The organism is Pseudidiomarina planktonica, from assembly GCF_900177775.1.
In the GTDB taxonomy this organism is placed as follows: domain Bacteria; phylum Pseudomonadota; class Gammaproteobacteria; order Enterobacterales; family Alteromonadaceae; genus Pseudidiomarina; species Pseudidiomarina planktonica.
This window is the reverse complement of the sequence record NZ_FXWH01000001.1, coordinates 562088-588011: the sequence shown is the minus strand read 5'-3', so window position 1 is coordinate 588011 and position 25924 is coordinate 562088. Positions and strand designations below refer to the sequence as shown.

27 protein-coding genes are annotated in these 25924 nt (G+C 50.6%); 11 read left to right on the top strand and 16 right to left on the bottom strand.

What is annotated here, in order from left to right; translation table 11 throughout:
- Nucleotides 1-78: 78 nt before the first annotated feature.
- Both trmJ and suhB read right to left on the bottom strand, forming a co-directional pair.
- The gene (gene trmJ, locus CCE91_RS02735) at nucleotides 79-810 is read right to left on the bottom strand and encodes a tRNA (cytosine(32)/uridine(32)-2'-O)-methyltransferase TrmJ (RefSeq protein ID WP_086433724.1); all 732 of its coding nucleotides are present in this window, start codon (nucleotides 808-810) and stop codon (nucleotides 79-81) included.
- 25 nt (nucleotides 811-835) lie between these two features.
- Nucleotides 836-1636 (bottom strand): inositol-1-monophosphatase, encoded by an 801-nt coding sequence (gene suhB / locus CCE91_RS02730; protein ID WP_086433723.1) that lies wholly within the window; start codon nucleotides 1634-1636, stop codon nucleotides 836-838.
- Nucleotides 1637-1868: 232 nt separating this feature from the next.
- On the opposite strand from suhB, the gene CCE91_RS02725 reads away from it, so the two are divergent.
- Nucleotides 1869-2039 (top strand): DUF3545 family protein, encoded by a 171-nt coding sequence (locus CCE91_RS02725; RefSeq protein WP_086433722.1) that lies wholly within the window; start codon nucleotides 1869-1871, stop codon nucleotides 2037-2039.
- 97 nt (nucleotides 2040-2136) lie between these two features.
- Here CCE91_RS02725 and ung read toward each other — a convergent pair whose 3' ends face one another.
- Nucleotides 2137-2790, bottom strand: a complete 654-nt coding sequence (ung, locus tag CCE91_RS02720; protein WP_407681271.1) for a uracil-DNA glycosylase — start codon at nucleotides 2788-2790, stop codon at nucleotides 2137-2139.
- 74 nt (nucleotides 2791-2864) lie between these two features.
- Here ung and CCE91_RS02715 point away from each other — a divergent pair, with 74 nt between their 5' ends.
- Complete coding sequence (locus tag CCE91_RS02715; protein WP_157984144.1) at nucleotides 2865-3653, top strand: glycosyltransferase family 2 protein; 789 nt, start codon at nucleotides 2865-2867, stop codon at nucleotides 3651-3653.
- Nucleotides 3654-3677: 24 nt separating this feature from the next.
- On the opposite strand, the gene CCE91_RS02710 is transcribed toward CCE91_RS02715, so the two are convergent.
- From CCE91_RS02710 to CCE91_RS02695, 4 genes are all read right to left on the bottom strand, one after another.
- Nucleotides 3678-5714 (bottom strand): S9 family peptidase, encoded by a 2037-nt coding sequence (locus tag CCE91_RS02710; protein ID WP_086433719.1) that lies wholly within the window; start codon nucleotides 5712-5714, stop codon nucleotides 3678-3680.
- Between the two features lie 275 nt (nucleotides 5715-5989).
- Nucleotides 5990-7825, bottom strand: coding sequence for a DUF1302 domain-containing protein (locus tag CCE91_RS02705; RefSeq protein WP_234996245.1), 1836 nt, complete (start codon nucleotides 7823-7825; stop codon nucleotides 5990-5992).
- A gap of 244 nt (nucleotides 7826-8069) precedes the next feature.
- Entirely contained in the window at nucleotides 8070-8999 is a 930-nt protein-coding gene (locus CCE91_RS02700; RefSeq protein ID WP_086433717.1) for an electron transfer flavoprotein subunit alpha/FixB family protein, read from the bottom strand.
- Nucleotides 8996-9745: an electron transfer flavoprotein subunit beta/FixA family protein gene (locus CCE91_RS02695; RefSeq protein ID WP_086433716.1), complete on the bottom strand. Its 750-nt coding sequence runs from the start codon at nucleotides 9743-9745 to the stop codon at nucleotides 8996-8998. The genes CCE91_RS02700 and CCE91_RS02695 overlap by 4 nt, the downstream gene beginning before the upstream one ends.
- A gap of 186 nt (nucleotides 9746-9931) precedes the next feature.
- Here CCE91_RS02695 and CCE91_RS02690 point away from each other — a divergent pair, with 186 nt between their 5' ends.
- The gene (locus tag CCE91_RS02690; protein ID WP_086433715.1) at nucleotides 9932-10306 is read left to right on the top strand and encodes a SufE family protein; all 375 of its coding nucleotides are present in this window, start codon (nucleotides 9932-9934) and stop codon (nucleotides 10304-10306) included.
- On the opposite strand, the gene tcdA is transcribed toward CCE91_RS02690, so the two are convergent.
- The 8 genes from tcdA to rppH are packed head-to-tail and all read right to left on the bottom strand — an operon-like array spanning nucleotide 10303 to nucleotide 17878.
- Nucleotides 10303-11073, bottom strand: coding sequence for a tRNA cyclic N6-threonylcarbamoyladenosine(37) synthase TcdA (gene tcdA / locus CCE91_RS02685; RefSeq protein WP_086433714.1), 771 nt, complete (start codon nucleotides 11071-11073; stop codon nucleotides 10303-10305). The two genes, CCE91_RS02690 and tcdA, sit on opposite strands and share 4 nt — an antisense overlap.
- A gap of 22 nt (nucleotides 11074-11095) precedes the next feature.
- Nucleotides 11096-11542 carry a PAS domain-containing protein gene (locus tag CCE91_RS02680; protein WP_234996244.1) on the bottom strand — a complete coding sequence of 149 codons (447 nt, stop codon included), beginning with the start codon at nucleotides 11540-11542 and terminating at the stop codon, nucleotides 11096-11098.
- Nucleotides 11529-12581, bottom strand: coding sequence for a response regulator (locus CCE91_RS02675; protein WP_086433713.1), 1053 nt, complete (start codon nucleotides 12579-12581; stop codon nucleotides 11529-11531). Before CCE91_RS02675 ends, CCE91_RS02680 begins: the two co-directional genes overlap by 14 nt.
- Nucleotide 12582: 1 nt before the next feature.
- Nucleotides 12583-13416 carry a thymidylate synthase gene (locus CCE91_RS02670; RefSeq protein ID WP_086433712.1) on the bottom strand — a complete coding sequence of 278 codons (834 nt, stop codon included), beginning with the start codon at nucleotides 13414-13416 and terminating at the stop codon, nucleotides 12583-12585.
- Nucleotides 13413-14216, bottom strand: coding sequence for a prolipoprotein diacylglyceryl transferase (gene lgt / locus CCE91_RS02665; RefSeq protein WP_086433711.1), 804 nt, complete (start codon nucleotides 14214-14216; stop codon nucleotides 13413-13415). Before lgt ends, CCE91_RS02670 begins: the two co-directional genes overlap by 4 nt.
- 3 nt (nucleotides 14217-14219) lie before the next feature.
- On the bottom strand, nucleotides 14220-15014 hold the full coding sequence (locus CCE91_RS02660; protein ID WP_086433710.1) for a sulfite exporter TauE/SafE family protein: 795 nt from the start codon (nucleotides 15012-15014) through the stop codon (nucleotides 14220-14222).
- Nucleotides 15015-15059: 45 nt separating this feature from the next.
- On the bottom strand, nucleotides 15060-17333 hold the full coding sequence (gene ptsP / locus CCE91_RS02655; protein ID WP_086433709.1) for a phosphoenolpyruvate--protein phosphotransferase: 2274 nt from the start codon (nucleotides 17331-17333) through the stop codon (nucleotides 15060-15062).
- Entirely contained in the window at nucleotides 17327-17878 is a 552-nt protein-coding gene (rppH, locus tag CCE91_RS02650) for an RNA pyrophosphohydrolase (RefSeq protein WP_086434804.1), read from the bottom strand. Before rppH ends, ptsP begins: the two co-directional genes overlap by 7 nt.
- Before the next feature lie 118 nt (nucleotides 17879-17996).
- Between rppH and mutH the strand changes: the two genes are divergently transcribed.
- Nucleotides 17997-18677, top strand: a complete 681-nt coding sequence (mutH, locus tag CCE91_RS02645) for a DNA mismatch repair endonuclease MutH (RefSeq protein ID WP_086433708.1) — start codon at nucleotides 17997-17999, stop codon at nucleotides 18675-18677.
- A 3-nt stretch (nucleotides 18678-18680) separates the two neighbouring features.
- A complete protein-coding gene (locus CCE91_RS02640) occupies nucleotides 18681-19370 on the top strand; it encodes a DUF2982 domain-containing protein (RefSeq protein WP_086433707.1) in 690 nt (229 codons plus the stop codon).
- Nucleotides 19371-19397: 27 nt separating this feature from the next.
- Here CCE91_RS02640 and CCE91_RS02635 read toward each other — a convergent pair whose 3' ends face one another.
- Nucleotides 19398-20135, bottom strand: a complete 738-nt coding sequence (locus tag CCE91_RS02635; protein ID WP_086433706.1) for an EAL domain-containing protein — start codon at nucleotides 20133-20135, stop codon at nucleotides 19398-19400.
- A 108-nt stretch (nucleotides 20136-20243) separates the two neighbouring features.
- Here CCE91_RS02635 and CCE91_RS02630 point away from each other — a divergent pair, with 108 nt between their 5' ends.
- The 6 genes from CCE91_RS02630 (at nucleotide 20244) to CCE91_RS02605 (ending at nucleotide 25879) form a co-directional block, all read left to right on the top strand.
- Nucleotides 20244-20666 (top strand): ATP-dependent zinc protease family protein, encoded by a 423-nt coding sequence (locus CCE91_RS02630; RefSeq protein WP_086433705.1) that lies wholly within the window; start codon nucleotides 20244-20246, stop codon nucleotides 20664-20666.
- Nucleotides 20663-21568: a 30S ribosomal protein S6--L-glutamate ligase gene (gene rimK / locus CCE91_RS02625; RefSeq protein ID WP_086433704.1), complete on the top strand. Its 906-nt coding sequence runs from the start codon at nucleotides 20663-20665 to the stop codon at nucleotides 21566-21568. Before CCE91_RS02630 ends, rimK begins: the two co-directional genes overlap by 4 nt.
- A 26-nt stretch (nucleotides 21569-21594) precedes the next feature.
- Complete coding sequence (locus CCE91_RS02620) at nucleotides 21595-22629, top strand: succinylglutamate desuccinylase/aspartoacylase family protein (protein WP_086433703.1); 1035 nt, start codon at nucleotides 21595-21597, stop codon at nucleotides 22627-22629.
- On the top strand, nucleotides 22610-22978 hold the full coding sequence (locus tag CCE91_RS02615; RefSeq protein ID WP_157984145.1) for an Hpt domain-containing protein: 369 nt from the start codon (nucleotides 22610-22612) through the stop codon (nucleotides 22976-22978). Before CCE91_RS02620 ends, CCE91_RS02615 begins: the two co-directional genes overlap by 20 nt.
- 114 nt (nucleotides 22979-23092) lie before the next feature.
- A complete protein-coding gene (locus CCE91_RS02610; RefSeq protein WP_086433701.1) occupies nucleotides 23093-24784 on the top strand; it encodes a DUF342 domain-containing protein in 1692 nt (563 codons plus the stop codon).
- Nucleotides 24785-25879, top strand: coding sequence for a methyltransferase (locus CCE91_RS02605; RefSeq protein ID WP_086433700.1), 1095 nt, complete (start codon nucleotides 24785-24787; stop codon nucleotides 25877-25879). It begins immediately after the preceding gene.
- The last annotated feature ends 45 nt before the right edge of the window (nucleotides 25880-25924 follow it).

Genomic DNA, 25924 nt, shown 5'->3' with positions numbered 1-25924 from the left:
TGCCCTGATCCTGACATTCCCGACTGTTTTAGTCAAGTATTTTGACCCTTGCTACAGCTGAGCTAGCGAGCTATTGCCTTAAGATCTGTCAAGCTTCTTGTCCACTGAGGCTAAAATGCCCCGCAGAATGTTCAATTCATTGGTGTCCGGGCGTGCGCGGGAAAATAAACGACGCAGCTTGGACATCACCTGGCCGGGATGCTGGCGGACAATAAATTGCGTGGCCGTCAGGGTTTGTTCCAGGTGGGTATAAAAGCGTTCTAAGTCTTCGTTATGCGGGTAACTTACCTGCTCGGCGTCTTCCGCAGGTTGGTAAGCCTGTGCTTCTAAGTACTGCATACGCACTTCATAACTTAAGGTTTGTACAGCCATGGCTAAATTCAACGAGCTGTAATCAGGATTCGCCGGAATATGCACATGGAAGTTACATTGCTGCAGTTCTTCGTTGGTTAAGCCACTGTTTTCCCGGCCAAATACTAAGGCAACCGGGTAATTCGGGCTTTCTTCCAATACTTTGGCAGCGCATTCGCGCGGGTTCAGCAACGGCCAGTCCAGGGTGCGGCTACGCGCACTGGTCGCAATGCTTAGCCCGCAATCAGCAATGGCTTCGGCCAGGGTACCCACAGTTTTAGCCGAAGCCAGAATGTCGGTAGCGCCAGCGGCCAGTGCCGATGCATGACTGTCGGGAGCCTGCACAGGGTCAACCAGAGTTAACTGGCTTAGCCCCATGGTTTTCATGGCCCGGGCAACCGAGCCAATATTGCCGGTATGCGAGGTGTTTACCAATACAATTCGAATATTGTTCAACATGCGCAGACTCCGTTTGCTTAGCGGCTTACTTCAGGCTTTTAGGTAAGTGCGGACGGGCAATTGAAAGTATTTCTTTCACTACTTTCGGGGCACCGGCCACAATATTGCCGTTTTGCTGATAGTCGTGACCACCACGGAAATCGGTGACAATACCACCGGCTTCACGCACTAACAGATCACCTGCTGCGGTGTCCCACTGCTGCAAGCCGAATTCCCAGAAACCGTCGAAGCGGCCACTGGCCACATAGGCAAGATCCAGCGCTGCTGAGCCACCACGGCGCATGTCAGCCACGTGCTCGAACAGATCAGAGAAAATGCCCTGATAGGTAGGTAGTAAGGTTTTGTTCTTAAATGGAAAGCCGGTTGCCAGCAAAGTGCTTTGCAGGTCTTTGGCATTGCTTACACGCAAACGTTTGTCGTTTAACTGCGCACCAGCGCCACGACTTGCGGTAAAGAGTTCTTCGCGCATTGGGTCGTATACCACAGCATGGTGAACCACGCCTTTCATGGTAATGGCAATAGAGATTGCGAAGTGAGGAACACCGCGCAGGTAGTTGGTAGTGCCGTCTAATGGGTCGATAACCCAGGTCACGTCTGCATCAGAGCCTTCCTGTAACCCGCTTTCCTCAGCCAGAATACTGTGCTTCGGATACGACTTACGAATAACGGCGATAATGGCTTCTTCTGCCGCTTTATCAATTGCCGTTACCCAGTCGTTATGGGTTTTCATTTGTGCTTTAAAATCTGCTTTTTCACCAAAATTCTTAGTGAGGATTTTGCCCGCTGCACGCGCAGCGCGCACCGCTATGTTTAACATCGGATGCATACCAAATACCTGTGCTGTGAAAGAACGTTTTCTGGGCGCGGATTATAGGAGATATCGCCACAAAGGTAAAGCCGCGCTACAGGCCGCGAAACGCTTAGCTGGCGGGCGTTTTATCACAAACTTAACCAATAAATGTCACAATAACGCAACAAAATAGTTTTAATATTGCGCTGTATATGATATTTAAAACTCGCGCTAAACAATAATAAATAGCCAACATGAGGGATTTTTGATGGATCATTCAGAAGAGCTAAGTGTTGTGAACGATAAGTCTGACAAGTCGCGCAATAGCAAACGCAAATGGCGTGAAATTGAAGCGATTAAGGAAAAGTATCGCCTTCGTCAGGAACTTCAGGAAATGGACTTTGGGTTGGATGTTGATTTAGAAGAAATGGATTTCTAAGCTAACGGTTTTACGGCAAGGGTGCTGTCGTAGCGGACAAAATCGTCGCTGGCAGGATCGCACCTGCGGTGGAACCGCAGGCTACACCGAAAAATCGTTACCAAGCTATCGGCTGCTTGCCCTGAGCGGCCAGTGCTTCGTTCGCCGCGCGAAAATGGCCACAGGTTAAAAAGCCTCGATGCGCCGACAACGGCGAGGGGTGCACGGCGGTTAATACATCATGCTTGCTCGCATCTACCCGAGCGGCTTTCTTTTGCGCATGCGAACCCCAGAGTAAAAACACCACGCCCTGTAAGCGCTCATTAATTTCTGCAATAACCGTGTCGGTAAACTGTTCCCAGCCCCAGCCTGCGTGTGAATGCGCTTTGCCCTGCTCAACGGTTAACACGGTATTCAGCAAGAACACGCCCTGCTCGGCCCAGTGCTCTAAGCAACCATGATCGGGCACCTGATAGTCGGGATAATCATGCTGCAGGGCTTTGTAGATGTTCTTCAACGACGGCGGCGGCTTGATACCCAGCGGTACCGAAAAACACAGACCATGTGCCTGCCCCGGGCCGTGGTATGGGTCCTGCCCCAGTATCACCACTTTTACGTCACCTAGTTCGGTAAGTTTAAAGGCATTGAATACATCTGCTGCGGGTGGATACACCACCACACCTTCGGCTCTGGCAGACTGCACCCGGCTTATCAGTTGCTGAAAATAGGGCTGCTGCTTTTCCGCAGCCAGGGCGTCGCGCCAGCTTTGCATATTCGTATCCATTATTATTGATATTTGGTGTACCATTTTACATGCAACCGCGGCAGCAACAAACGAGGCTTTACATGCAGAACGAAATTCCCAAAATCAGTTGTTTTGTGATCACACTGAACGAGGGTCGCTATTTAGATGAAGTACTCGAAAGTGTGCGCGGTGTGGATGAAATCGTGGTGGTGGATTCCGGCTCAACTGATGACACGCTGGAAATTGCCAAACGCCACGGCGCCCGCATTATTCACAACGACTGGCCGGGCTATTCCAAACAAAAAGCCTTTGCGCTAGAGCAATGCACCCACAATTGGGTGATTAACCTGGATGGTGATGAAGTGCTGCCACCGGGCGGCTTTGAAATGATTCAGCAGCGTATTGCCCAGGGTGACATTAACGGTATTTGGGTGGCGCATGACGACATTTTTATGGGGCATAGCTTGCGTGCGGCACGGCACCATAAATATCGCCGGGTGTATCGTAAAGACAAAGCGCACATGAATACTGCTGTACTGGTACACGAGCATATTGAAGTAGAACCGCCATTAGCTGAATTGCCGATTCGATTTAAACATTATGGCTATGACTCGGCCCACGGTTATATGGACAAGCTGAACACCTATTCACTGTTAAAAGCCAAGCAGCGGGAAGAGCAAGGTCGCGGTTGTAGCCTGCCTCGGTTGTTACTGATTTATCCGTTAATGTTTTTGAAGTTCTACTTAGGAAGGCAAATGATTTGGTCGGGTTGGCGGGGATTTATTAAAGCCAATATTGATGCGTTTCACTTTTTCCTGACTGAAGCCAAGCTGTACGAACGTGAGTACCGGCGTAAGCGCGGTGACGATATCAGCCGCTCCGAGGGCTAACCCCGGAGACGGCTGCGGCCTTTCCTACTCGTCGCTTGAAGTTTCTTTGTGCTTCTCGAACCAATGTAAAATGTAGGCAACTTTCGCCATTAAGTTACTTGGCCGCGAGTAAATACCATGGCCTGAGCCAGGTACACGCACCATTGCAGTTTCTACGCCAGCCAGTTTCAGCGCCTGATAATATTGCTCAGATTCTGACATTGGCGTGCGGTAATCTGCTTCACCGGTTAATAGCATAGTTGGCGTAGTTACGTTGCCTACATAGCTGATAGGTGAATACTTCATGTAATGTTCCATGTTCTCCCACGGCAGACCAGGGAACCAATATTTGTAGAAGAAGTTGTAAGCATCAGCGGTTAACACAAAGCTATACCAGTTAATTACCGGCTTAGCCACTACCGCTGCGCGGAAACGATCGGTATGGCCGACAATCCAGGCCGTTAATACACCACCGCCGCTACCACCGGTTACATATAACTGATCTTCATCAATAATGCCTTTCTCAATAACAGCGTCAACGCCGTCCATTAAGTCGTTGTAGTCTTCACTTGGGTAGTTGTGGTGAATCTCTTGCGCGAAATCAGCGCCATAGCTGGTGCTGCCGCGAGGGTTGGTGTACAGCACTACGTAACCAGCCTGAGCGAACAGTTGCACTTCAGCTGCGAAGCTTGGTGCGTACGCGGTATGCGGGCCACCATGAATTTCCAGTATCAACGGATACTTTTTCGAAGCATCATAGTTTGGCGGATACACTATCCAACCTTGGATTTTCTTACCGTCGTGGCTGGATTCGTACCAGATTTCTTCCACTTTACCTAAGGTTTTGTGAGCAAACAGATCGTCGTTCAGGTTGGTTACCTGAGTGGCTTTTTTGCCTTTATGGATAGCCAGTTCAGCCGGACGCTGGGTGTTCGCCACTGTGTACGCAATAGTGTTGTCATTGGCAACCGAGAAAGCGCCACCGCTGTATGGGCGTGAATAAGCCAGACCACCTAAGTTATTCACTACCTGAGTACGCTTGCCGCGTAAGCTTTGGTAAGCAATGTAACCTTCGCCTTCGCTGTCGTACGACAGGTACAAGCCGTTGCTGTCGGCTGACCACTGGATGTCGTTTACGCTGTTATCCAGATCGTCAGTCAGTACACGGGCGTTATCGCCGTCAGCATCCATAACGTACAAACGCGTGGTCTGATAGCTTAGGTACTTGTCGTCAAAACCCAACCAGGCGATTTTCTTACCGTCCGGTGATACTACCGGATTGCTGTCAGGGCCAACGCGGTCAGTAATTTGCTTCACGTCGCCGTCACGAACATTCACAGAATAGAGCTCTGAGTTCGTTGGCTGCTCGAAAGCGTCTTCACGAAGGTTGCCTGAGAAGTAAATGTGCTCGCCGTTACCTGACCAGCTTAACGTGCCGCCATGGTTGTAGTCGTCTTGCGTTAGCTGACGTGGCGTACCACCGCTGGCTGGCATGATATAAATTTGCTGATAACCTTCGCGAGCATAACCACCGCCGTCAAAACGGTAGTTGTCTTTATCAATATAAATAGCAGGGTCGGCCCAGTCGGCACCCTCTGGTTTACCCGGTAAGCTTACTGGAGCTGACTCAGGCTGCTTGGTGAACATGGTAAATGCCAACCATTCGCCGTTCGGTGACCAGCTTAAGTTAGATGGACTGCCATTTAAGCGCGTAATAGGGGCATGCTTTTGGGTGTCTTGCCATAGCATGTGAATTTGCGGGCTACCTGAACGCGATGACACAAACGCCAGTTTGCTGCCATCGGGTGACCATACCGGTGAATGGTCGCTGTGGTTACCTACAGTAACCGGACGCACGTTGCCGTTGTCGTCAACTGACCATAGATTGCCGAGCTTACGATCGCTCATTTTGTCCATGAAGTTGCGCACGAATATGGTGGTATCGCCGCTAGGATGAATAGTTGGCTGTGATGCGTACTCCAACTCAAACACGTCGGCTAAGGTAAATTCATTATGCTTGTCTGCTGCCATTGCCGTTCCCGACAATACCAACAAAGCCGTGGAGGCTAATAATCGCTTCATTGTGGTTCCCTCGTCATGGACTGTTAATTTTCTATTTTTTTACATTATTAGTTTCAACAGCTTAGTCTGAGCATTCCACCTGTGCAACGGAACTGCGACAATCGCCCCGCTTTTTCACGACCAGCGGTTTTTGGTAACCTGACGTTTTACGTCAGGTGCGATTTGTAATCCATAGCAATTGGTTGTTTCGGCAGGATCGGCCCTGACGTGGAACGTCAGGCTACAGCGGGCATAAAAAAACCCGCCGAGGCGGGTTTTTTCTGCTAGCTAAGCGCTTAGAACGAGTAGCTAAAGCTTACGGATGCAAAGTCGCGATCTTCTGCAACGTCGTAATCAGCACCTGTTGAAGTGGTATAACCCAAGGACACTTTGTACTTGCTCTGGTAGTCTGCATCCAGACTTAAACCTAAGGTTTTACGACCTTCGATAAAGTTGGTGTTAGCAGAGTACCCGTCTACGTCGTGAGACCAAGCCAGGTTTGGTGTTAAGTTCCAGCCTGCAATGGCGCTGCTGTAATCAAGAGCAGCGCGGATGCGGTAACCCCAGGAGCTAGAAGTTACGAAACCTTCACAGTTACCTGCAGGTACTGCGCCGCCTAAGGCAGCTGAATCAGCTTCAGTGAAGCACTTGCCATATACCGGGTTACGACCATAACGCTGTTCGTCCAGGCTTGGCAGGCTGCTTACTGTGCTCATAGCCACTTCACTGATAAAGGTTAGGCGGTTTGCACCCAACACGTTGTCGATGAAGCGAATACCGGTAATTTGACCCTGAGTAATATCAAGCTCGTCATAACCAGACAGCAATGCGTCTAAGTTGGTCCAGTTACCTTCTTCGTCACGCTCTAAGCGGTCGGCGAAGGTACTTGGTACGCCGGCACGTAAGCCAGCAGTAAGGATTTCCGTGGTGTTAATTTGCACCGGATGATCAGGACGGAAGCTGATTTCACCACCAACTGACCACAGGCCAACGTTAGTACTGAAGCTAGCACCCATAATCTTGTTATCTTCCGGATACTCCAGCACGTAGTCAGGGCCAGCTACCGGTAAGCCATCTGGGTGGCTGTAGGAAGGGCTTGGCTGCACGCGCCAGTTATAAGCACCAATCAGCGGAGTTTGCTGATGAATGTTCATGTAGTACAAACCGAATTCCACGTCTAAATCAGTGGAGTAATAACGCAAGCTTGCACCGTACTGACCGCCGTCATCTGGCAGTAAGTCAGGGCGACGATCCAGATAAGTACCGAATTCATATGATTCACGGTCACTTAACGAAGAACTTGGGTCAGTAGCTACTAATTGTGGGTTCAGAGTAACTTTGTTACAGCCCGGACCACCAATGATGTCTACTGTAGAGAAGAAGGTACCACAACCATCAACTTTGGTGTTGTCCCACTCGTACTGATAGAAAGTGTCTAAGCTTAAGTTAGTCGTTAGACCAATGTTGGCGCTAATCATGCCAACTGGCAGTAATGCTTCTTTAATTTCAACACCCGGACGGCGAACAGCGTTCACGTCAATTGGGTTAATGGCGTTAATGCCGTTGAAGATAAAGGTACTTTCACCCCAGCTTAATACCTGACGACCAACCCGTAAGCTAACCGGCATATCGCCTAAGTCAAAATAGCTGTAAACGAAAGCATCAAGTAACTCGATGCCGCTGCCTTTAGCAAAATCGTTCAGGTCGTCGGCGTTCAGAGTTACGTCTGGAAAGTAGTTATTACCGGTGTGACCGTGCGCCATTTCTTCTTCTTCAAGCACGTAGTCATACCAGTATTTGAAACGAACGAAGGCACCAAAGTCGCCACCGTCGATAGATAAGTCATGTACACCTTTGAATACCGACGTAACTAAATCGCCTTTATCAAAGTTCAGGTTACCGTCGTCGGCAACGCCTGACTGACCCATGCCACCTTCACGGTTACCTGGATGGATAACACGTAGGTCTGGGTCTTCCATGCGCCATGCGGCACCATAGGAAACAATAGAGTCAAATTTTACGCGGAAATCACCAACGTCAAATTCTGCTGCTTGTGTTGCTGTACTTGCAAGGCTTAGCGCTATGGCTGAAGCAAGAGGTAGTTTTTTTAGCATAGTTGTTCTTCTTTTCATTGTTAGCCACCTAATCCTGAGAGCGTATTAGCCGGGTAATTCCTGCGCAGGTTGTCACGTCATTTTGTTAAAAATTAGGTGAAAAACTTGCACCCCAACAGGTCGTGTCCGACGGATATGCATTGAATCATGTCCGATGAGTTGGAATTATGCAAGTAGTTGGTAGAGAAAAGATCGAATTATGTTAGTAGCCTGACGGGTTAGGTCAGGCTACTAAAGGGTGCACTAATGGGGAGGGTAAAGCTTACAGAGCTTTTTCTAACTCCGGTAAAACATCAAATAAGTCGGCTACCAGACCGTAATCAGCCACCTGGAAGATCGGTGCTTCTTCGTCTTTATTAATAGCAACAATGACTTTGGAGTCTTTCATACCGGCCAAATGCTGGATAGCACCACTAATACCAACCGCAATGTATAGCTCAGGGGCTACAATTTTACCGGTTTGACCTACTTGCATGTCGTTCGGTACGAAGCCGGCGTCAACCGCAGCACGCGAGGCACCTACAGCAGCACCAAGTTTGTCGGCCACAGTTTCCAGCAATTTGAAGTTTTCGCCGTTTTGCATGCCACGGCCACCGGAAATAACGATGCTTGCTGCGGTTAAATCAGGGCGTTCTGACTCGGCCAGTTGTTCGTTTACGAACTCGGCTTTGTCGTTGCTGAATACGTCGTCAATGTCTTCTACCGGCGCGTCGCTACCTTCGGCTGCAACCGCGTCAAACGCAGTGGTACGCACAGTAATAACTTTAATGCTGTCCGACGATTTCACGGTGGCAATAGCATTACCGGCGTAAATTGGACGCTTAAAGGTGTCGCCACTTTCTACGCTCATAATGTCGGAAATTTGCGATACGTCTAATAACGCAGCTACGCGCGGCATAAAGTTTTTGCCGGTAGTGGTAGCTGGTGCCAGCACGTATTCGTAGTCAGCAGCTAATTTGGCTACTAACTCGCCTAAGTTTTCCGCTAAGAAATGACCGTAAACAGCGTTGTCAGCCAGTAAGACTTTGCTTACGTTGGCAGCTTGTGCGGCGGCGTTCGCAACGCCGGCACAGTTTTCACCAGCAACCAATACGCTAATATCGTCGCCCAACTGCACCGCTGCAGCCAAAGTTTTTAGAGTGGCTGGGTTCAGTTCTTTATTGTCGTGTTCGGCAACTACTAAAATACTCATAGTACTTTCGCCTCATTTTTTAATTTGTCTACCAACTCAGCAACATCAGCTACTTTCACACCGGCGCTACGCTCGGGTGGGGTTTCTACTTTTAGTAACTCAACTTTGCTGCCTACGGTTACGCCTAAGTCGTCAGTGCTCATTACGTCCAGCGGCTTGCGCTTGGCTTTCATAATATTTGGCAATGAAGCATAGCGTGGTTCATTTAAACGCAAGTCAGTAGTCACAATGGCTGGCAGTTTCAACCGCAGGGTTTGCAGGCCGCCGTCTACTTCACGAGTAACAGATACGGCGCTGTCTTCTACTACTAGCTTAGACGCAAAAGTACCTTGTGGCATGCCGGTTAAGGCACCCAGCATTTGGCCGGTCTGGTTGTTGTCGGCGTCAATGGACTGTTTGCCCAGAATAACTAAATCTGGTTCTTCTTTGGCGATAACTTCTTTTAACAGCTTAGCCACGCTTAGTGAGTCAGGCATGCTGTCGGTTTCAACCTGAATAGCGCGATCGGCTCCCAGTGCCAGTGCGGTACGCAATTGCTCCTGCACGGCTTTCGGGCCAATAGATACCACTACCACTTCGTCGGCGTGGTTCTGTTCTTTTAAGCGAACGGCTTCTTCAACAGCGATTTCGCAAAACGGGTTTAGCGCCATTTTTACGTTGGCCAGATCAACATCTGACTGATCCGCTTTCACACGTACTTTGACGTTATAGTCAATGACGCGCTTTACTGCGACGAGCACTTTCATGTTGTCATTCCTTTTTTAACTGCTTGATTCTGTGTTCTGCGACGCCGATATCAAGACACTCACAGCGAATTTTAGTCGGGCATTATCGTAAACTGACCGACAAGAGTAAAGCCCTTAACCTTTTCCGCTCGGCCTTAGAGCGTATACAATGGCTTACTAACAGTATGTACTAATAAAGGGTGATACGTGGATTTTTCCAGTTGGGAACACAGTTTTCGATATTTAGTGCAACAAGCTCGGTCAATGCCCGCCTACCCCTCTGAACTGCGCGACAAAGCGCATGAGGTAACGGGTTGCGAGGCGAAAGTGTGGTTGGCGGTTGATAGCAGCAACCCTGAACAGGTGCAGGTGCGCATGGACAGCGAATCGCGCATTGTCAAAGGGTTGCTAGCGTTGTTACTGGAACAAACCGATGGCCGCAGCGCGGAGACTATTGCCAGCTTCGACGGTCAGCAGTACTTCGCCGACATTGGTTTAGCCAAACATTTAAGCCCGTCGCGCACGAACGGGTTGTATCAGGTAGCGGCGGCATTGCGGGCGCAGGTATTGCCTACCAGTTAAGCAGTAATTTTCTTCAGTAAGGCTGCCACAGCGTGCATGGCAAAGGTGGTAGTAACCATCATGCTGGCACCAAAGCCGGTACTGCAGTCCATGCGCATGCTGCCAGCACCAGGTTTGGCCATGCTAATGCCGCCGTCGCCGGTGGGGTAACGCAATTGCTCGGTGGAATAAATAGCCTGCACGCCAAATTTACGCTTCGGGTTCTTGGTGAAGTTATAGTCACGACGCAGCTGTGAACGTACTTTAGCCAGCAGCGGATCTTGCTCAGCTTTGGCCAGGTCAGCCATAGTTACACTGCCGGGGTCGAGCTGCCCGCCCGCACCACCACAAGTCACTAACGGCAGCTTGCGACGCTTGCACCAGGCAATCAGGGCTGCTTTGGTGTTCACCGAATCAATGGCATCCAGCACCGCAGTTACCGGCTCACCCAAACAGGCTTCCAGATTGTCGGCGGTAAGAAAGTCATCAATAATCCGTACTTCACAGTCCGGGTTGATGTCTTTTACCCGTGCTGCCAGCACTTCGGTTTTTAACTGGCCCACGGTACTGGTTAACGCTGGCAACTGGCGGTTGATATTGGTTAAACAGATATCGTCCAGGTCAATTAAGGTAAGTGCGCCAATGCCGGTGCGCGCCAGCGCTTCCACTGCCCAGGATCCGACCCCGCCTAAACCAACCACAGCGACATGGTGTTGCTGCAGGCGCTGTAATTGTGGTTGACCATAAACCCGGCTTACGCCGCTAAAACGGGGATTCGGCTCGCTCATTTTGCTCTCTTTGTTTAGTCGCTTAGTTTGCTCGTTCGGTTGAGCTAATGGCTTGTTCGGTTACGTCGTACACAATCAAACACAGGTGTTCAATGTCGCCACGGGGTGAGGCCAACGGCAATAAAGTGATGTTCTGATACATCCACTCGCTACGGCCTGTTACCGGGCGATAATTACCGAAGCGAAATACGTAAGGTCGTTGCTGCCAGGTAATAAAGCTGCGTGAGCCCAATTCCCAGGCTACCCGTGCTTTGCGCTGTAACCAGTCGGCGTCTATTTCCGGACACACTTTAAATAACGACTGTTCACGCACACTGCTGGGTAGCAGGCCGCTGTGGTTTTCCATAAATTCATTCCAGATTTGAATCTGGTAATTCTTATTTACTACCACAATGCCCACGTCTATGGCACCTAGAATACTGAGTTTCCAGTGCAGCTCTTCCATGTCAGCCATGTCATCCATACTCATGAGAGGCCTCCAGTATGTGGGCAAGCTGCCGGTCTAACGCCGGAATTGCCATGGGTGGAAACAGTAGCAACAGGTCAAAATGAATATCGTGCGATTTAATGCTATAGCCAATTTCAATGGCCAACAGCGGTGGCCGAGTGTCTTCTTCACCGGCTTGTTCCTGCAACGTTGACGCTTGCAGCAGTTCGCGCAACTGCTGATGCTGGCCTAATAGAATAGGCTGGCCGGGGGAAAAGTTTACGTGCAGTTGCTCAGTTAAGCCTTTTAAGCAGGCACTGGTAAGCAGCGCAGCAATGTCCATTAAAGCTTCAAGTTCTTGCTGTACCGGCGCATTAGTCGCATCGTAATTCAGCAGCTTGGCCATGCCTTCCATGGACGAATCGGTAAAAATAACCAGCGCCTCGCCATGCATGCCGCCACCGGCAAAACCTTGACTGACCGCCGACACGCGGCTGTCCTGATCAATAGTCGCCAGTGCCATGTGCAGTTCGCTGGGCGCCAGTTCATTCACATTCGGAATGGGTAAATCAATGAACACATCCAGAATTCGCGCCAAAAAGTCGCCCGCCCGCCCCATGGCCACGTTGGCAATTTCCTGATAGGTGTCACGCTTATGCTGACTGGCCGTTAAAGTGGTGGATTCTTCAACTTGATGCAGTTGACCACCAGCGGGGGTATACAAACCAAAGGTGCTGAGCAGATTGGTTACTTCACCGGCACTCATTGGCTTTTTCACAAAAGCCATGGCACCTAAGCGTTTCACGCGCTGCTGCGCGGCCGGCTGAATATCACCGGACACCACAATAACAAAGGTATCTAATTGCTCAGCAGCAATGCGTTCTAAGGTTTCATAACCGTCTAACACCGGCATGTTTAAATCCAGAAACAGCACTTCGGCCGCGCCAGAGCGAATGCGTTCCAGTGCCTGCTCGCCGTGTTCTGCCATGCTCACTTGTGCGTCCCAGTCGGCAGGTAAAGCACGAAATAATTGCTTTCGCGCCATGCCGGAGTCGTCACACAAAGTTACCCGTAAGGTCATGTTAAATAGCCACCGGTGCTTTTATGTGTGGATGCGCCTGGTAGTCCTGCAAACTGAAGTCGTCAAAGGTAAACGAGAATATGTCTTTCACTTCAGGATTCAACAGCATACCCGGCAACGGATAAGGTTTGCGCGATAACTGCTCTTTCGCCTGTTCCAGGTGATTGGAATACAAATGCGCGTCACCAAAGGTATGAATAAAATCACCCGGTTTTAAATTACAAACCTGCGCTACCATAAGCGTAAGTAAAGCATAGCTGGCAATATTAAAAGGCACACCCAAAAAGATGTCGGCACTGCGCTGGTACAACTGACAGCTCAGCTTGCCGTCAGCCACATTAAACTGGAACAAGGTATGGCAAGGCGGTAGTGCTTGTTTACCGGCTTCGGCATTCGCTCGGGGCGATTTACTGGTGTCAGGCAGTACCGCCGGATTCCAGGCACTGACCAACAGCCGGCGCGAGTCAGGCGTGGTTTTAATGGCCTGAATCAGGTCTTTTATCTGGTCTACTACTTCGCCGTTCGGGCCGCGCCAACTGCGCCATTGCGCGCCGTAAACCGGGCCTAATTCGCCGGCTTCAGTGGCCCATTCGTCCCAAATGCTCACGCCATTTTCGCGCAAGTAAGTAACGTTGGTTTCACCTTTTAAAAACCACAGCAGCTCGTGAATAATAGAACGCAGGTGACATTTCTTGGTGGTGACCAGCGGAAACCCTTCAGCCAGATCAAAGCGCATTTGATAGCCGAAAATACTGCGGGTGCCAGTGCCGGTGCGGTCGGTTTTTTCAACGCCGTTTTCCAGCACGTGCTGCATCAAATCTAAATACTGTTTCATGCTTTGCCTCCACGCTGTTTATGTTTGTATGCCCACACCATGAGTGCAGCACCCACTGCAATCATCGGTAGCGATAACAATTGTCCCATGGACAAACCAAAGGTCAACAGGCCTAAGTGGGCATCAGGCTCGCGGAAGAATTCCACCACAAAGCGACTAATGCCGTAGCCAATCAGGAACAGTCCACCAACAGCGCCAACCGGGCGCGGCTTGCGGCTATACAGTGCCAATACCACAAATAACAGCAGGCCTTCTAACAGTGCCTGATACAATTGCGACGGATGCCGGGCAACGTTGCCACCATGGGCAAACACCATACCCCACGGCATGTCAGTAGCGCGGCCCCATAACTCGCCGTTAATAAAGTTACCAATGCGGCCCAGGCCAAGCCCAACCGGTACCAGTGGCGCCACAAAGTCACCAATTTGCAAAAAGGTTTTGCCGGTTTTGCGGGTAAACCACCAGCACGCCGCCATGACGCCCAATAAGCCGCCGTGGAAGGACATGCCGCCGGCTTTAACATCAAACAGGTAAAGTGGATTCTGAATAAAATACTCAAACTGATAAAAGGATACATAACCCAGACGACCGCCCACGACAACGCCAATAAAGCCCCAGAATAATAAGTCACTGAATTCGTTTTTGCCCCAGTTGCTGTCGCGTTCGGCCCGACGATTACCAAACCAGTAAGCGAAGGCGAAGCCCAGCAGATACATTAAGCCGTACCAGCGAATGTCCAGCGGCCCTATGCTGAAAATAATGGGATCAATTGAGGGATGGATCCAGGCGTCTTGATTCATTGGTTATCCTATTAGTAAGTTGGCTGCCACTATAACCAAAAATGCAGCAAAACCTTGTTGTAAGCGTCGAATGGCAATGCGCTGGGTTAACGCCGCACCCAGTGGTGCGAATAATACCGACGCAATGGAAATAGCTATCCAGGCCGGGCCATGCACGTAGCCCAGCAGGCCAGTTTCAGCTTCTAGCTGACTTTGGCCCAGAATAATAAACATGGTAACGGCACTAAAGCCAATGCTTAGGCTACCTACCGAGGATACCGCAATGGCTTGTCGAATAGGCACCCGCAAACGTTGTAAAAATGGCACTGTGAGCGCACCACCGCCAATGCCAACCAGAGCGGCAAGTACACCAATGCCGGCAGCAATAATGGCAAGTAAACGTTTGGAAATTCCAGTTAAAGGTTCGCCGGTGCGCTGCGGCACCATCATGCGTACCGATAAAATAATGAGCACCACGGCGAAGATACGCTGTAACCATACCGGCGCTATTTGGGTTGCCAGAAAAGCACCCAGTACGGCACCAGCCATAAGCCCGGGAATAACCCGACGCACCCAGAACCAGCTAACCTGACCATGGCGCATGTGCGAGCGCGCGGCGCTCATGGTGGTCATGCAAATAGTGGCCAAACTGGTGGCAACGGCCATAGGCACGACCAAGTGTGGCGCTACACCCAGTTCGGGCAGTAAATAAATAAGCAAAGGAACTACTACTAAACCGCCGCCGATTCCCAACATGCCAGCCAGCAGCCCGGCAATAGCGCCGCCACACAGACATAAAATCCAGCCGGTTAATAACACGTGCGATCCTTTCTTGAATTAAGCGTTAATTTTAGCGCTGCTGGTTTATTTACCAGCGCGAACAAAACCACCCAGACCCATGCTTTCCAGCTTCAGGTTGGTCATTTTGCGAACTTGTTCCGGAGTACGGGCGCGTAATGCCTGAGCTAACATGACATGCAACGTGCTTAAACGAACATTGCGTAAAATCCAGCGCACCCGGTCAATATTGTAACTGTTCATGCTAAGGGTGCGATACCCCATAGCCACAAGTAATAGTGCTCCACCGGGTTCACCAGCAAGTTCCCCGCACACACTCACCGGTTTGCCTAAGGCTTCGCAGCGCGTCACTATTTCCTGTAACACCGCCAGTACCGACGGATGATAGGCATCGTATAAGCTGGCCACGCGCTGATTGTTGCGATCTACCGCCAGCAGATACTGGGTTAAATCATTGGTACCGACCGAGAAGAAATCGACCTTGCCGGCAATAGCTTCCAGCTGATACACCAGTGCCGGTACTTCAATCATCACCCCCAGCAAAGGTTGAAACAGCTGTTCGTCGCTGTCACAGCTAAGCTCTTCGGCCACTTCAAAGAATGCTTGCTTAACCAGCCGCGAGGCTTCGTCCACTTCGGCAGCCGACGTAACCATGGGCAATAAAATACGTAAATTATTGCGCAGAATGCTGGCCCGCAACATGGCGCGAACCTGCACCAGAAAAATCTCCGGGTGGTCCAGCGTTAAGCGAATACCGCGCCAGCCCAGAAACGGATTTTCTTCATTAATGGGGAAGTAAGGTAAAGGTTTGTCGCCGCCTACGTCGAGCGTGCGCATTACCACCGGTCCGGCGGAGAACTGTTCCAGCACTTTGGCGTAAAGTTCGACTTGTTCGTCTTCGGTAGGCAAACGTTCGCGCATCATAAAGGGAATTTCGGTGCGATACAGGCCAACGCCTTTCACGTTCAGTTCTTTCAGCAAATCGCGGTCGGTGTTTAACCCTACATTTAGTTGCAAAGTAACAGGCACGCCGTCTTCGGTTTCAACGGGCAAGTCGCGTGCGGTTGCTACTAAATCGCGAAGTTCGTCTTCTTCCGCCGCTAGTTGTTCGTATTCACTGCGCACCTGCGCCGGTGGGTTCAGATAAATCTGGCCGGTATAACCGTCTACTATAAGTTGTTGCTCAGCAAAGTCCTGCAACGCAATGTCGTCTACGCCCAGTACCGCCGGAATACCCATGCTGCGCGCCAAAATAGCCGCGTGTGAGTTGCTGGAGCCGCGCATGGACACCATGCCGATAATTTCGGACTCGGGCAGTTCGCCTAACATGGCAGCGGTTACTTCTTCGGCCACCAGAATACAGCTACTGGGCACCTGTAAGCGCCGGCGTTCGCGTTTTTGCAAATGCGACAGTACCCGCTGGCCGAGATCGCGTACGTCGCCGGCGCGTTCACGAATATACTCGTCGTCAACTTCTTCAAACTGTGCAATAAACTGCTCAACCACCTGCCGCAGCGCGGTTTGCGCGCGCCAGCCTTGCTGAATAGCCGCTTCTACCGCATCGCCTAAACTCGCGGCATCAAGCATGCCGTGGTACACGTCAAAAATGGCCAGGGTGTCGTCGGCCACCTGCCCCTGCAGGCGATTAGATAGCTCGTTCAGTTCCTGCCGGGTAAGCGCAACCGCGTGCCGAAACCGACGAATTTCATGCGCCGGTTTGTCGGTTCGCTTAGGTGTAACCTGCTCCAGTCGAGCCGGTGGTTTCGCCACATAAGCTTCGCCCACGGCAACACCGGGTGCGCCGGGTAAACCACGAATGCTTTGCAGCCAGGGGGAATGAGGTTCGGTACGCAGTAAACCTTTCGCTTCGGCGTGGGCAATAACCACTGCCAGCTGCGCCGCTAAGGTAACAATAAAAGCTTCTTCGTCGCGGGAAAAGGCACGGGCGTGCACTTGCTGCACGGTGAGTACACCAAGTACCCTGCGACGGTGAATAACAGGAGCTGCCAACATGGCCGAATAAGCTTCTTCGTCCAACCCTTCCATGCGTTTAAAGGCCGGATGGTTGGTGGCATTGGCAATATTCAGGGGTTCTTCACGCTGCGCAGCTAAGCTAATAACACCTTCGCCAAAGGGAACCCGAATGTGGGTATTATCGCGCACTTGCAGGCCGTCGGTAGCCGCCAAACTGAATTGCTTTTGCTCGTGATCGGCTAAATAGACGGTACAGCTGTCGGTTTCCAGCGCACGTTTTACCTGAGTAACCATGGTGGTAAGCGCCAAATCAAAATCAGGCGCCTGGGTTACGGCTTCAACAATGCGCTGCAAAACTCTTAGCATGAGGACCTTTTTCTACGTTGCCCGCGCGAGCGCCGACCAGGATGAGCCTGACCCGCAGCAGAACCGCCGGCAACACCAAAGGCATGCGCGGCGAATTCTTTCATCACGCGGCGATACACATCACGTTTAAAGGACACTACCTGACGTACCGGATACCAAAAACTCACCCAGCGCCAGCCATCAAACTCGGGATGGCCGGACTTCAGCACATCGACATCCTGCTCTTTGCACTTCAAACGCAGTAAAAACCACTTCTGTTTCTGACCAATACAGGTCGGTCGCTGTTCACGGCGAACCAGGCGTTTTGGCAATCGGTATCGAAGCCAGCTGCGACTGGTGTAAACAATCTCAACTTGATCGGGGGTTAACCCGACTTCTTCCCAAAGTTCCCTGTACATAGCTTGTTCGGCGTTTTCGCCATCATCAATTCCACCTTGCGGAAATTGCCAGCTATGTTGCCCAAATCGACGTGCCCAAAAGACTTGTCCCTGCTCGTTACAGATGACGATTCCTACGTTGGCGCGGAATCCTTCAGCATCTATCACGCGAGCAACCTCTTTATTTTTTAAGTTCTGTAGCTGATTTTTCCACAATACCGGCTGATGGGCAAATTAGTTATGTTAAAGTTAACAAACGAAGTTGCTGCGGGAGTCTCTTCAACCCATGTTACGCCTTGCCACACAACCACCAGCTAGTCTTGCCCAGCTATTTGATCGTGCTAGTAGCCTGGCCGGCGCCAGCTTTGCTGAACTGGCAGAAGCGGCGAAAGTAACGCTGCCGGCCGACCTGCGCCGCGACAAAGGTTGGGTTGGTCAGCTATTGGAGCGTTTCTTGGGCGCCAGCGCCGGCTCCAAGCAGGAGCAGGACTTTCCCCAGTTAGGTGTTGAGCTGAAAACCTTGCCTATTGATGCCGGCGGCAAACCACTGGAAACCACCTTTGTGTGCAGCGCCCCGCTCACCAACATAGCTGGCTTGCAATGGGCCAATTCTAACGTACGCAATAAGCTACAATGTGTGTTGTGGTTGCCCATTGACGGGCGCCGCGAGGTGCCGCTGGCCGAGCGCAGCGTTGGCAGTGCTTTTTTATGGCGCCCCAACGCGGACCAGGAAGCACGCTTACGCGCCGACTGGCAGGAACACATGGATCGCATCGCGCTAGGTCAGGTGGAACAAATAAATGCGCGCCATGGCGACTGCCTGCAACTGCGCCCCAAAGCTGCTAATGGGCGGGTACTGACCGACGCCATTGGCGCACATGGCCAACATATTCAAACGCTACCGCGAGGGTTTTACTTGAAAACAGCCTTTACCCAACAACTTATTCACGACGCATTCGAGTTATAAACTATGAGCTCTGCTGAGTATTCCGTAAAACCAATGGCCAAGCGCAACGGTTTAGTTTTTTGCTTTGCCGGGGTAGGTATTATTGTACTGGCCCTGCTAATGAGGCTGACCGCTATCGATTTACCCTGGCAGGCATGGGCCATTATTTTAGCTTTCAGTGGCTTTTTATTGTTGCTGGGCATTGCCAAAATTACCGAGCCGGAAGTGTCGCTGTTAATTACGCCCGCAGATATTCGTTATTTGCACCGCCGCGGAACCTGGCGCCTCGACTGGGACAATATTATAAGGTTTGATATACCCCGAGTTCACCGGGGACTGGACTTAGAAGACTTGCCCTTTGTGGGCATTAAAATTGAAGATGAAGATTTATTTTTAGCCGAAGTGTCCCCACGCCTGGCTGTGCATTTAGTTAGTGAACAGCGACACCTGCTCACTATGGCACTGCGCCGGGAAAAGCCGGAGCTAACCGATTACAGCGACTATTTCGATATTCCAACGAGCTACGTAAGCCGCCAGGGAATTGAGTACAATGGCATTAAGGCGATGTTTGCAACCCGCATGCTGCAATTGCGTGAGCTATTGGGTTACGACATTTATATTAGTGATAGTGCGCTGGACCGGCCGCTGGAAGAGTTCTGTTCCCACTTGCGGCAATTACGGGAGCACCGACCTGCTGCACAGCGCGGCGAATAGGGCGCTCCCTGACAACTAGCCGATGATTTATTCCGGCCAGTTAGGCTGATTCAGTTGTTCTATTGCCGGGCGGCAAAAGAAATAGCCCTGCATTAAGTTAATGCCGCGATCGCGCAAATATTTGTACTCGTCGTCGGTTTCAATACCTTCGGCAATAAGTTGAATTTCCAGCTCAGTTGCTACACTAATAATGCCCGACAAAATGGCTTTCTTGGTACGATCTAGATGAATATTGCGAATTAAATTCATGTCGATTTTCAGAAAATCAGGTTGGAAATCGGCTAATAAATTCAAGCCCGCATAACCTTCACCGAAATCGTCAATAGCAGTACGGAAGCCGTACTCACGATAGGTTTTAAACACATCAACCAGCAAATTGTGATTCTCAATTTTTTCGTGCTCGGTAACCTCGAAAATGATTTTCTCACGCGGGAAACCGGTTTCGTTGGCGGTTTTTAAGGTTTGCGCCAAACAGGTTTCAGGTTCATAAATCGCATTCGGCATAAAGTTAATGCTGAGGTTTTGCTGCAGATTTAATTTTGCTGCGGTCTCAATAGAACGTATGCGACAAGTTTGATCGAAGGTATACTTATTGTCGTCGTTTACCCGGGCTAATACGTCACCAGCACCTTCACCGTTCTCACCACGGACCAATGATTCGTAGGCAAACACTTCACGATTGGCAATATCAACAATTGGCTGAAATGCCATTTTAACCCCGAAACCTAGTGGTTCACGACAAGAACAAGTATTACATGCTGGCATAGTGTTATCCTCCTGAGGCAAAATACGCGAGGTGTGGTAGGCTGGATCAATCAGTTGTATACAATAACACTGTTTCAGTTTTAAAAAATAGCTACAGAAGGATTTTGCATGCAAACCCTGGGTTGGCGTGAATGGGGAGCACTCCCTGAACTTGGCATTGCTGCCATAAAAATGAAAGTTGATACCGGCGCAAAAACGTCTTGTTTACATGCTTTTAAGTTAGAGCCCTTCGAACGCGATGGTCAGCAATGGTTACGTATTTGGATGCACCCGGAACAAAACAGCGACCGCGAACAAATTTGTGAAGCACAAATTCACGATCAGCGCGCAGTCACTGATTCCGGCGGCCATACCGAGCAACGTTACGTGATTAAAAGCCGGTTGGTGATAGGTGATTTTGATTCCCCGATAGAGCTAACGCTGACCAACCGCGATAGTATGAAATTTCGAATGTTACTGGGTCGCCAAGCGATGCGCCGCCAGTTTCTGGTTAATCCGGACGCATCGTATTTATTAGGAGAGCCGCAATGAAAATAGCTATTTTGTCACGCAACAGGCGTTTGTACTCAACCCGCCGTTTAATTGAGGCTGCCGAAGCGCGTGGCCACGAGGTTGACGTATTAGATCCGCTAAGTTGTTACATGAATATCAATGCCCGCGAGTTGTCTATTCATATGAAGGGTATTGAGCTGCCGCTATATGATGCGGTAATTCCGCGTATTGGCGCTTCGGTAACTTTCTACGGCACGGCCGTACTGCGCCAGTTTGAAATGATGGGCGTTTACCCACTGAACGAGTCGGTAGCCATTTCCCGTAGCCGCGACAAACTGCGTTCATTGCAGCTGTTATCGCGCAAAGGCATTGGCTTGCCCATTACCGGCTTTGCCAGTAAGCCGCAGGACATTCCCGACCTAATTGATATGGTTGGCGGCGCGCCACTAGTAATTAAACTACTGGAAGGCACCCAGGGCATTGGCGTGGTGTTAGCTGAAACTCGCCAGGCCGCAGAAAGTGTGATTGAAGCCTTTATGGGCATGAAATCAAACATTATGGTGCAGGAATATATTAAAGAGTCCGGCGGTGCCGACATTCGCTGCTTTGTTATTGGCGATAAAGTAATTGCTGCCATGAAACGCCAGGCTAAATCAGGTGAGTTCCGCTCGAACTTGCACCGTGGTGGTTCTGCCTCGCTGGTGAAACTAACACCGGCGGAACGCGCCACCGCTGTAAAAGCGGCTAAAACCATGGGGTTAAACGTGGCTGGTGTTGATTTACTACGCTCTAACCATGGTCCGCTGGTAATGGAAGTTAACTCGTCGCCAGGTTTAGAGGGCATTGAGTCGGCCACCGACAAAGACGTTGCCGACAAGATTATTGACTTTATTGAGCGCAATAAGAAAGACAACAGCACCCGCACCAAAGGTCGCGGGTAATACCAGTACCAACAGGAGTTTCGTGAGTGGTTAAAAGCAAAACCCGTGAGCATTTTCAGTTAGCTGAACATAGCATTGCGCCAGGTTCGCGGCACAGTGTGAAAATACCAGCAGCGCGGCTGTATAACGATGCCCCGATAGATTTGCATGTGGAAGTTTTTCACGGCACTAAGCCCGGCCCGGTGCTGCTGGTTTGTGCGGCCATTCATGGTGATGAATTAAACGGGATTGAGGTTTGTCGCCGCTTGTTAAGCGAAATAGACCCGCTGAAACTAACCGGAACTTTAATGATAGTGCCGGTGGTGAATGTGTTTGGCTTTATTCAGCAATCGCGTTATTTGCCTGACCGCCGCGACTTAAACCGCTGCTTTCCGGGATCTGAACGCGGTGCCCTGGGTAGTCGACTGGCGCACTTGTTCCGGGAAACGCTGGTGGAGCGTGCTACTCACATTGTGGATTTGCACACCGGCGCCATTCACCGTAGTAATTTGCCGCAAATTCGCGTGAATGTAGACAACGCCGAAGCACTAGCCATGGCTGAAGCCTTCGGGTCACCGGTTATTCTACACGCGAAAGATCGCGACGGCTCACTCCGTTCACTGGCACATGAACTAGGCATGCCGCTGATACTGTATGAAGCCGGGGAAGCCTTGCGATTTGATTACGCCGCTATAAAAGCTGGTGTTATTGGCGTAAAAAATGTGCTGAAATCATTAAAAATGCTTACCGGCCGCCCTCGCCGCCGGCGCGTAAATCCGGTGGTGGCACGTCGTTCCACCTGGATACGTAGCGAGTACGACGGTCTGGTCATTCCGAAAGTGGAATTAGGCCAAACCATTAGCAAGGGGCAAATTGTTGCGCAGTCAGTAAACCCGCACGGTGAAGAAATGTATGCGATTCGCTCCACCACTAATGGTATTGTGATTGGCATCAGTAACATCCCGGTGGCAAACGAAGGGGAAGCTTTGTTTAACATTGCACAATTTGAGGCTGACGAAATGGACGATGCAGCCGAGAATGTTGATATATTCAGCGAAGTTTATGACCAGAAACCGATATAACGCCAATGAGGTAGATGTGCAGCTTGGGCTGCGCTATTGCCATGGGCGTTCCTCAATTTATCGCCAAATACTGGAACACTATGTGGATCAGTATGGCGAAGCCCCGACCCTTGCCAGTTTTCAACAGCAATCACCGGAAGATATTGTGCGCTGGCTGCACACCTTAAAAGGCCACAGTGCTACTATTGGGGCGACGGCTTTTAGCTTGCGCGCCCGTGAATTACAGCAAGACTGGCACAATTTGGATGAGCGGGAATTAAACTCTCGTTGGCAGGAACTGAGCCTGCATATGCAACGCATTGTTGCTGAAGCCAGGGAATATATACAACTTTATCAAGCGCACCCTTAAAGAAATGCCCCCTGTGGGTAGATTTTTTGTACACTTAGCCGATACAAGAAATATAAAGGACTTTAATGCTTTCGGCTGATGTAATAAAAAGTCGACGGCAGGAGGTAGGCAGCTGTGAGTGACGGCTTAAAATTCATTAGTCAGGCAGGCTTTGTGCATGTTGAGATCCCCCATGGTCTTGACGTGAGCGCCATGACGATTGAGAACCTCGAAGACGCCTACCGCAAGAGTGAACTTAGCAAAGCTAAAGTCGTAGACAACGGCTTTCAAAATGCCGTTACTGAAGCGCGCAAATACCGCACAGAAAACCCCGGCACCAAACAAAACTTACGCTTCAAAATAGCTGAAATTCGTGATGCTGAACTCACCATTGAGATTTCCGAAGATGCCATGGAAGCCGAAGCTTATGTTACGGCGCCATACGGCGGCACTACCCTGAGCCGTGGCCATATTCTCAGCTGTTTGCGTGAGCAGGAAATTACTGCAGGTATTCGTCGCGAAGCTATTGAACAACTGATTGAACATTGCAACACCGCCCTGCCCGGCTTGCCGCTAGAGGTAACTATTGCGCGCGGGCGTAAGCCTGTGAATGGTTTGGATGCCCGCTTTAAACCGCTGGTTCCCGATGCCCGCAAACGCATTCTGCGGCCACAGGACCGGGGCGACGGCAGCGTTGATATGCGCGATCTTGGTAAACTGTTTTCGGTAAAGGAAGGCGAAGCTGTGCTGCGCCGCATTCCGGCTACCAAAGGCCGGCCGGGTTTCACCATTAAAGGCGAGCCTTTACCCGCAACCGATGGCACTGATCGCGATATAAAGGCGGGCAAAGGTACCTTGCTGAACCCTGACAACAGCGACGAACTTATTGCCGAGAAACAAGGCATGCCAACCTTCATCGATAACTCGGCTGAAGTTGATGAAGTTCTGACTATGAAAGACGTTGACGTTGGTACCGGCCATGTTGATTACGAAGGCAGCGTTATTATTACCGGCAGCGTAGGCGAAGGCATGCGCGTGAAAGCCACCGGTGACATTACTATTGCCGGCTACGTGGATTCTGCCGAGCTGAATGCCGGCGGTAATATTACCGTTGCTAAAGGCGTTATTGGGCATCAACTGGCCCATGACGACGAAGACGACGACGATAACTTTGCCCCGCTGTCGACCCGCCTGATAGCCAGTGGTTCGGTGTGGGTTTCCTATGCTCAGTACGCGATGTTAATTGGCAAGCACGGAGTCATTGTTGATAAACAATTAACCCACTGTCACGTGATTACTCAGGGTGCGCTTTGTGTCGGGGGTGAAGGTAAAAACGCACTTGGTAAGCTTATTGGTGGCGTAGTAGAAACCACCAGTGACGTGTCGGCCGGCCAGGTGGGTGCACCGGCTGGTACGAAAACTCGTATTTATTTTCAGCAGCCACTGGATGCCTCTGAAGCTGACGTGGAAGTGAATAGCTTACGCAACCACTTACAAATAGCCCTGCGCACTATTAAAAAATTACTGGCAGCCCAGCAACAATTGGCGAAAATACCCAAGTTGAACGAACGCCAGCAATTAATGCGCAGCAAAATAACCGACGAACTGGCGCATCAACAGAATACTATTGCTACTTTGCGAGGCCGCTTGAGCTTAGTAATGGACACGCCGGCGCCAGATCTGCAGTTGCAGGTAATAGCAGGCCGTCAGTTGTATCCGGGCGCTATAGTTCGGTTTGAAGATAAATTTTTGCGCGTTAAAGAGCATCGCGGCGGAACTGTGATAGCCTTGCGCCAACACGAACTTATAATGGATGTTTTACGTTAAATGAGCACTCCCCCTGCGGTATCCGCTAGCGCCTTATCAGCCCCCGGTCAGTTATTACAACGCTATGGTTTAGACAGTCTTCACGAGCATCAGGTGCTGGTTATCAATAGCAGCGACGCCGCTGGTGCGGCACTACCGCAGGTATGCAGCTGGAATTTGCACTTTGGTTATCATCAATTGTGGCAAGCCAGTGGCAAACAAAGTCATTTTACCGCCAGAACTCCTGACTATGCAGCTACCGCTGCCATTATTTATGTTCCCAAAGAAAAACCACTACTTGCCATGTTACTAGCCGCCGTAGCAAAGTTATTACCTGTTGGCGCACCAGTGTGGCTGGTAGGCGAAAAACGTAGCGGCATTAAAAGTGTGGCCAAGCAACTGAGTAATGCTTTTGCCGGTGCGCAAAAATTAACTGACGGTAACCACTGCTCGTTATTTGCCACCGAAGTTGTGGCTCAGGCCCCCGCGTGGAGTTTGGACGACTACGCCAGTTGGGTTCAGTACCAACATCCGTTAACCGACACCCTGCTTGAGCTTTGCACCTTCCCGGGCGTGTTTGCCCACGAAAGCGTCGACAGCGGTAGCCATTATTTATTGCGCCACTTGCCGGTTCCGCGAGCGTCATCCCGGGTGCTGGATTTTGCCTGTGGCGCTGGTGTATTGGGTGCCTGTTTGCAGCAACAGCAGCCACAGTTACAAGTTACCTATGTAGATGTTAGCGCGCTGGCACTGGCCGCTACCGAAGCAACCCTTACCCGCAATAAATTGGCCACTGATGGCGATTCTACTACAGTAATGGCGGCGGATAAGCTGGATGCCAAACTAGGTAAATTCGACTTTATTGTGAGCCACCCGCCGTTTCATACTGGCGTGGCAACTGACTACCGCATTGGTCAGCAATTTTTGCGACAAGCCCGTGAGCACCTGACCGCACAAGGTGAACTCTGGCTGGTTGCCAATAAGTTTTTACCCTGGCCAGAGCTGATTGAACAAAGCTTTGGGCATTGTGAACGCATTGCCAACGATAATCGCTACGCGGTATATCGGGCGCAGGCTAAAGCCCCGGCACGCTCGAAAGGCCGACGTAAAGCTTGAAAGGCAACTCGTAACTGCCTAACATGAGCTTCTAACCTTGAACAC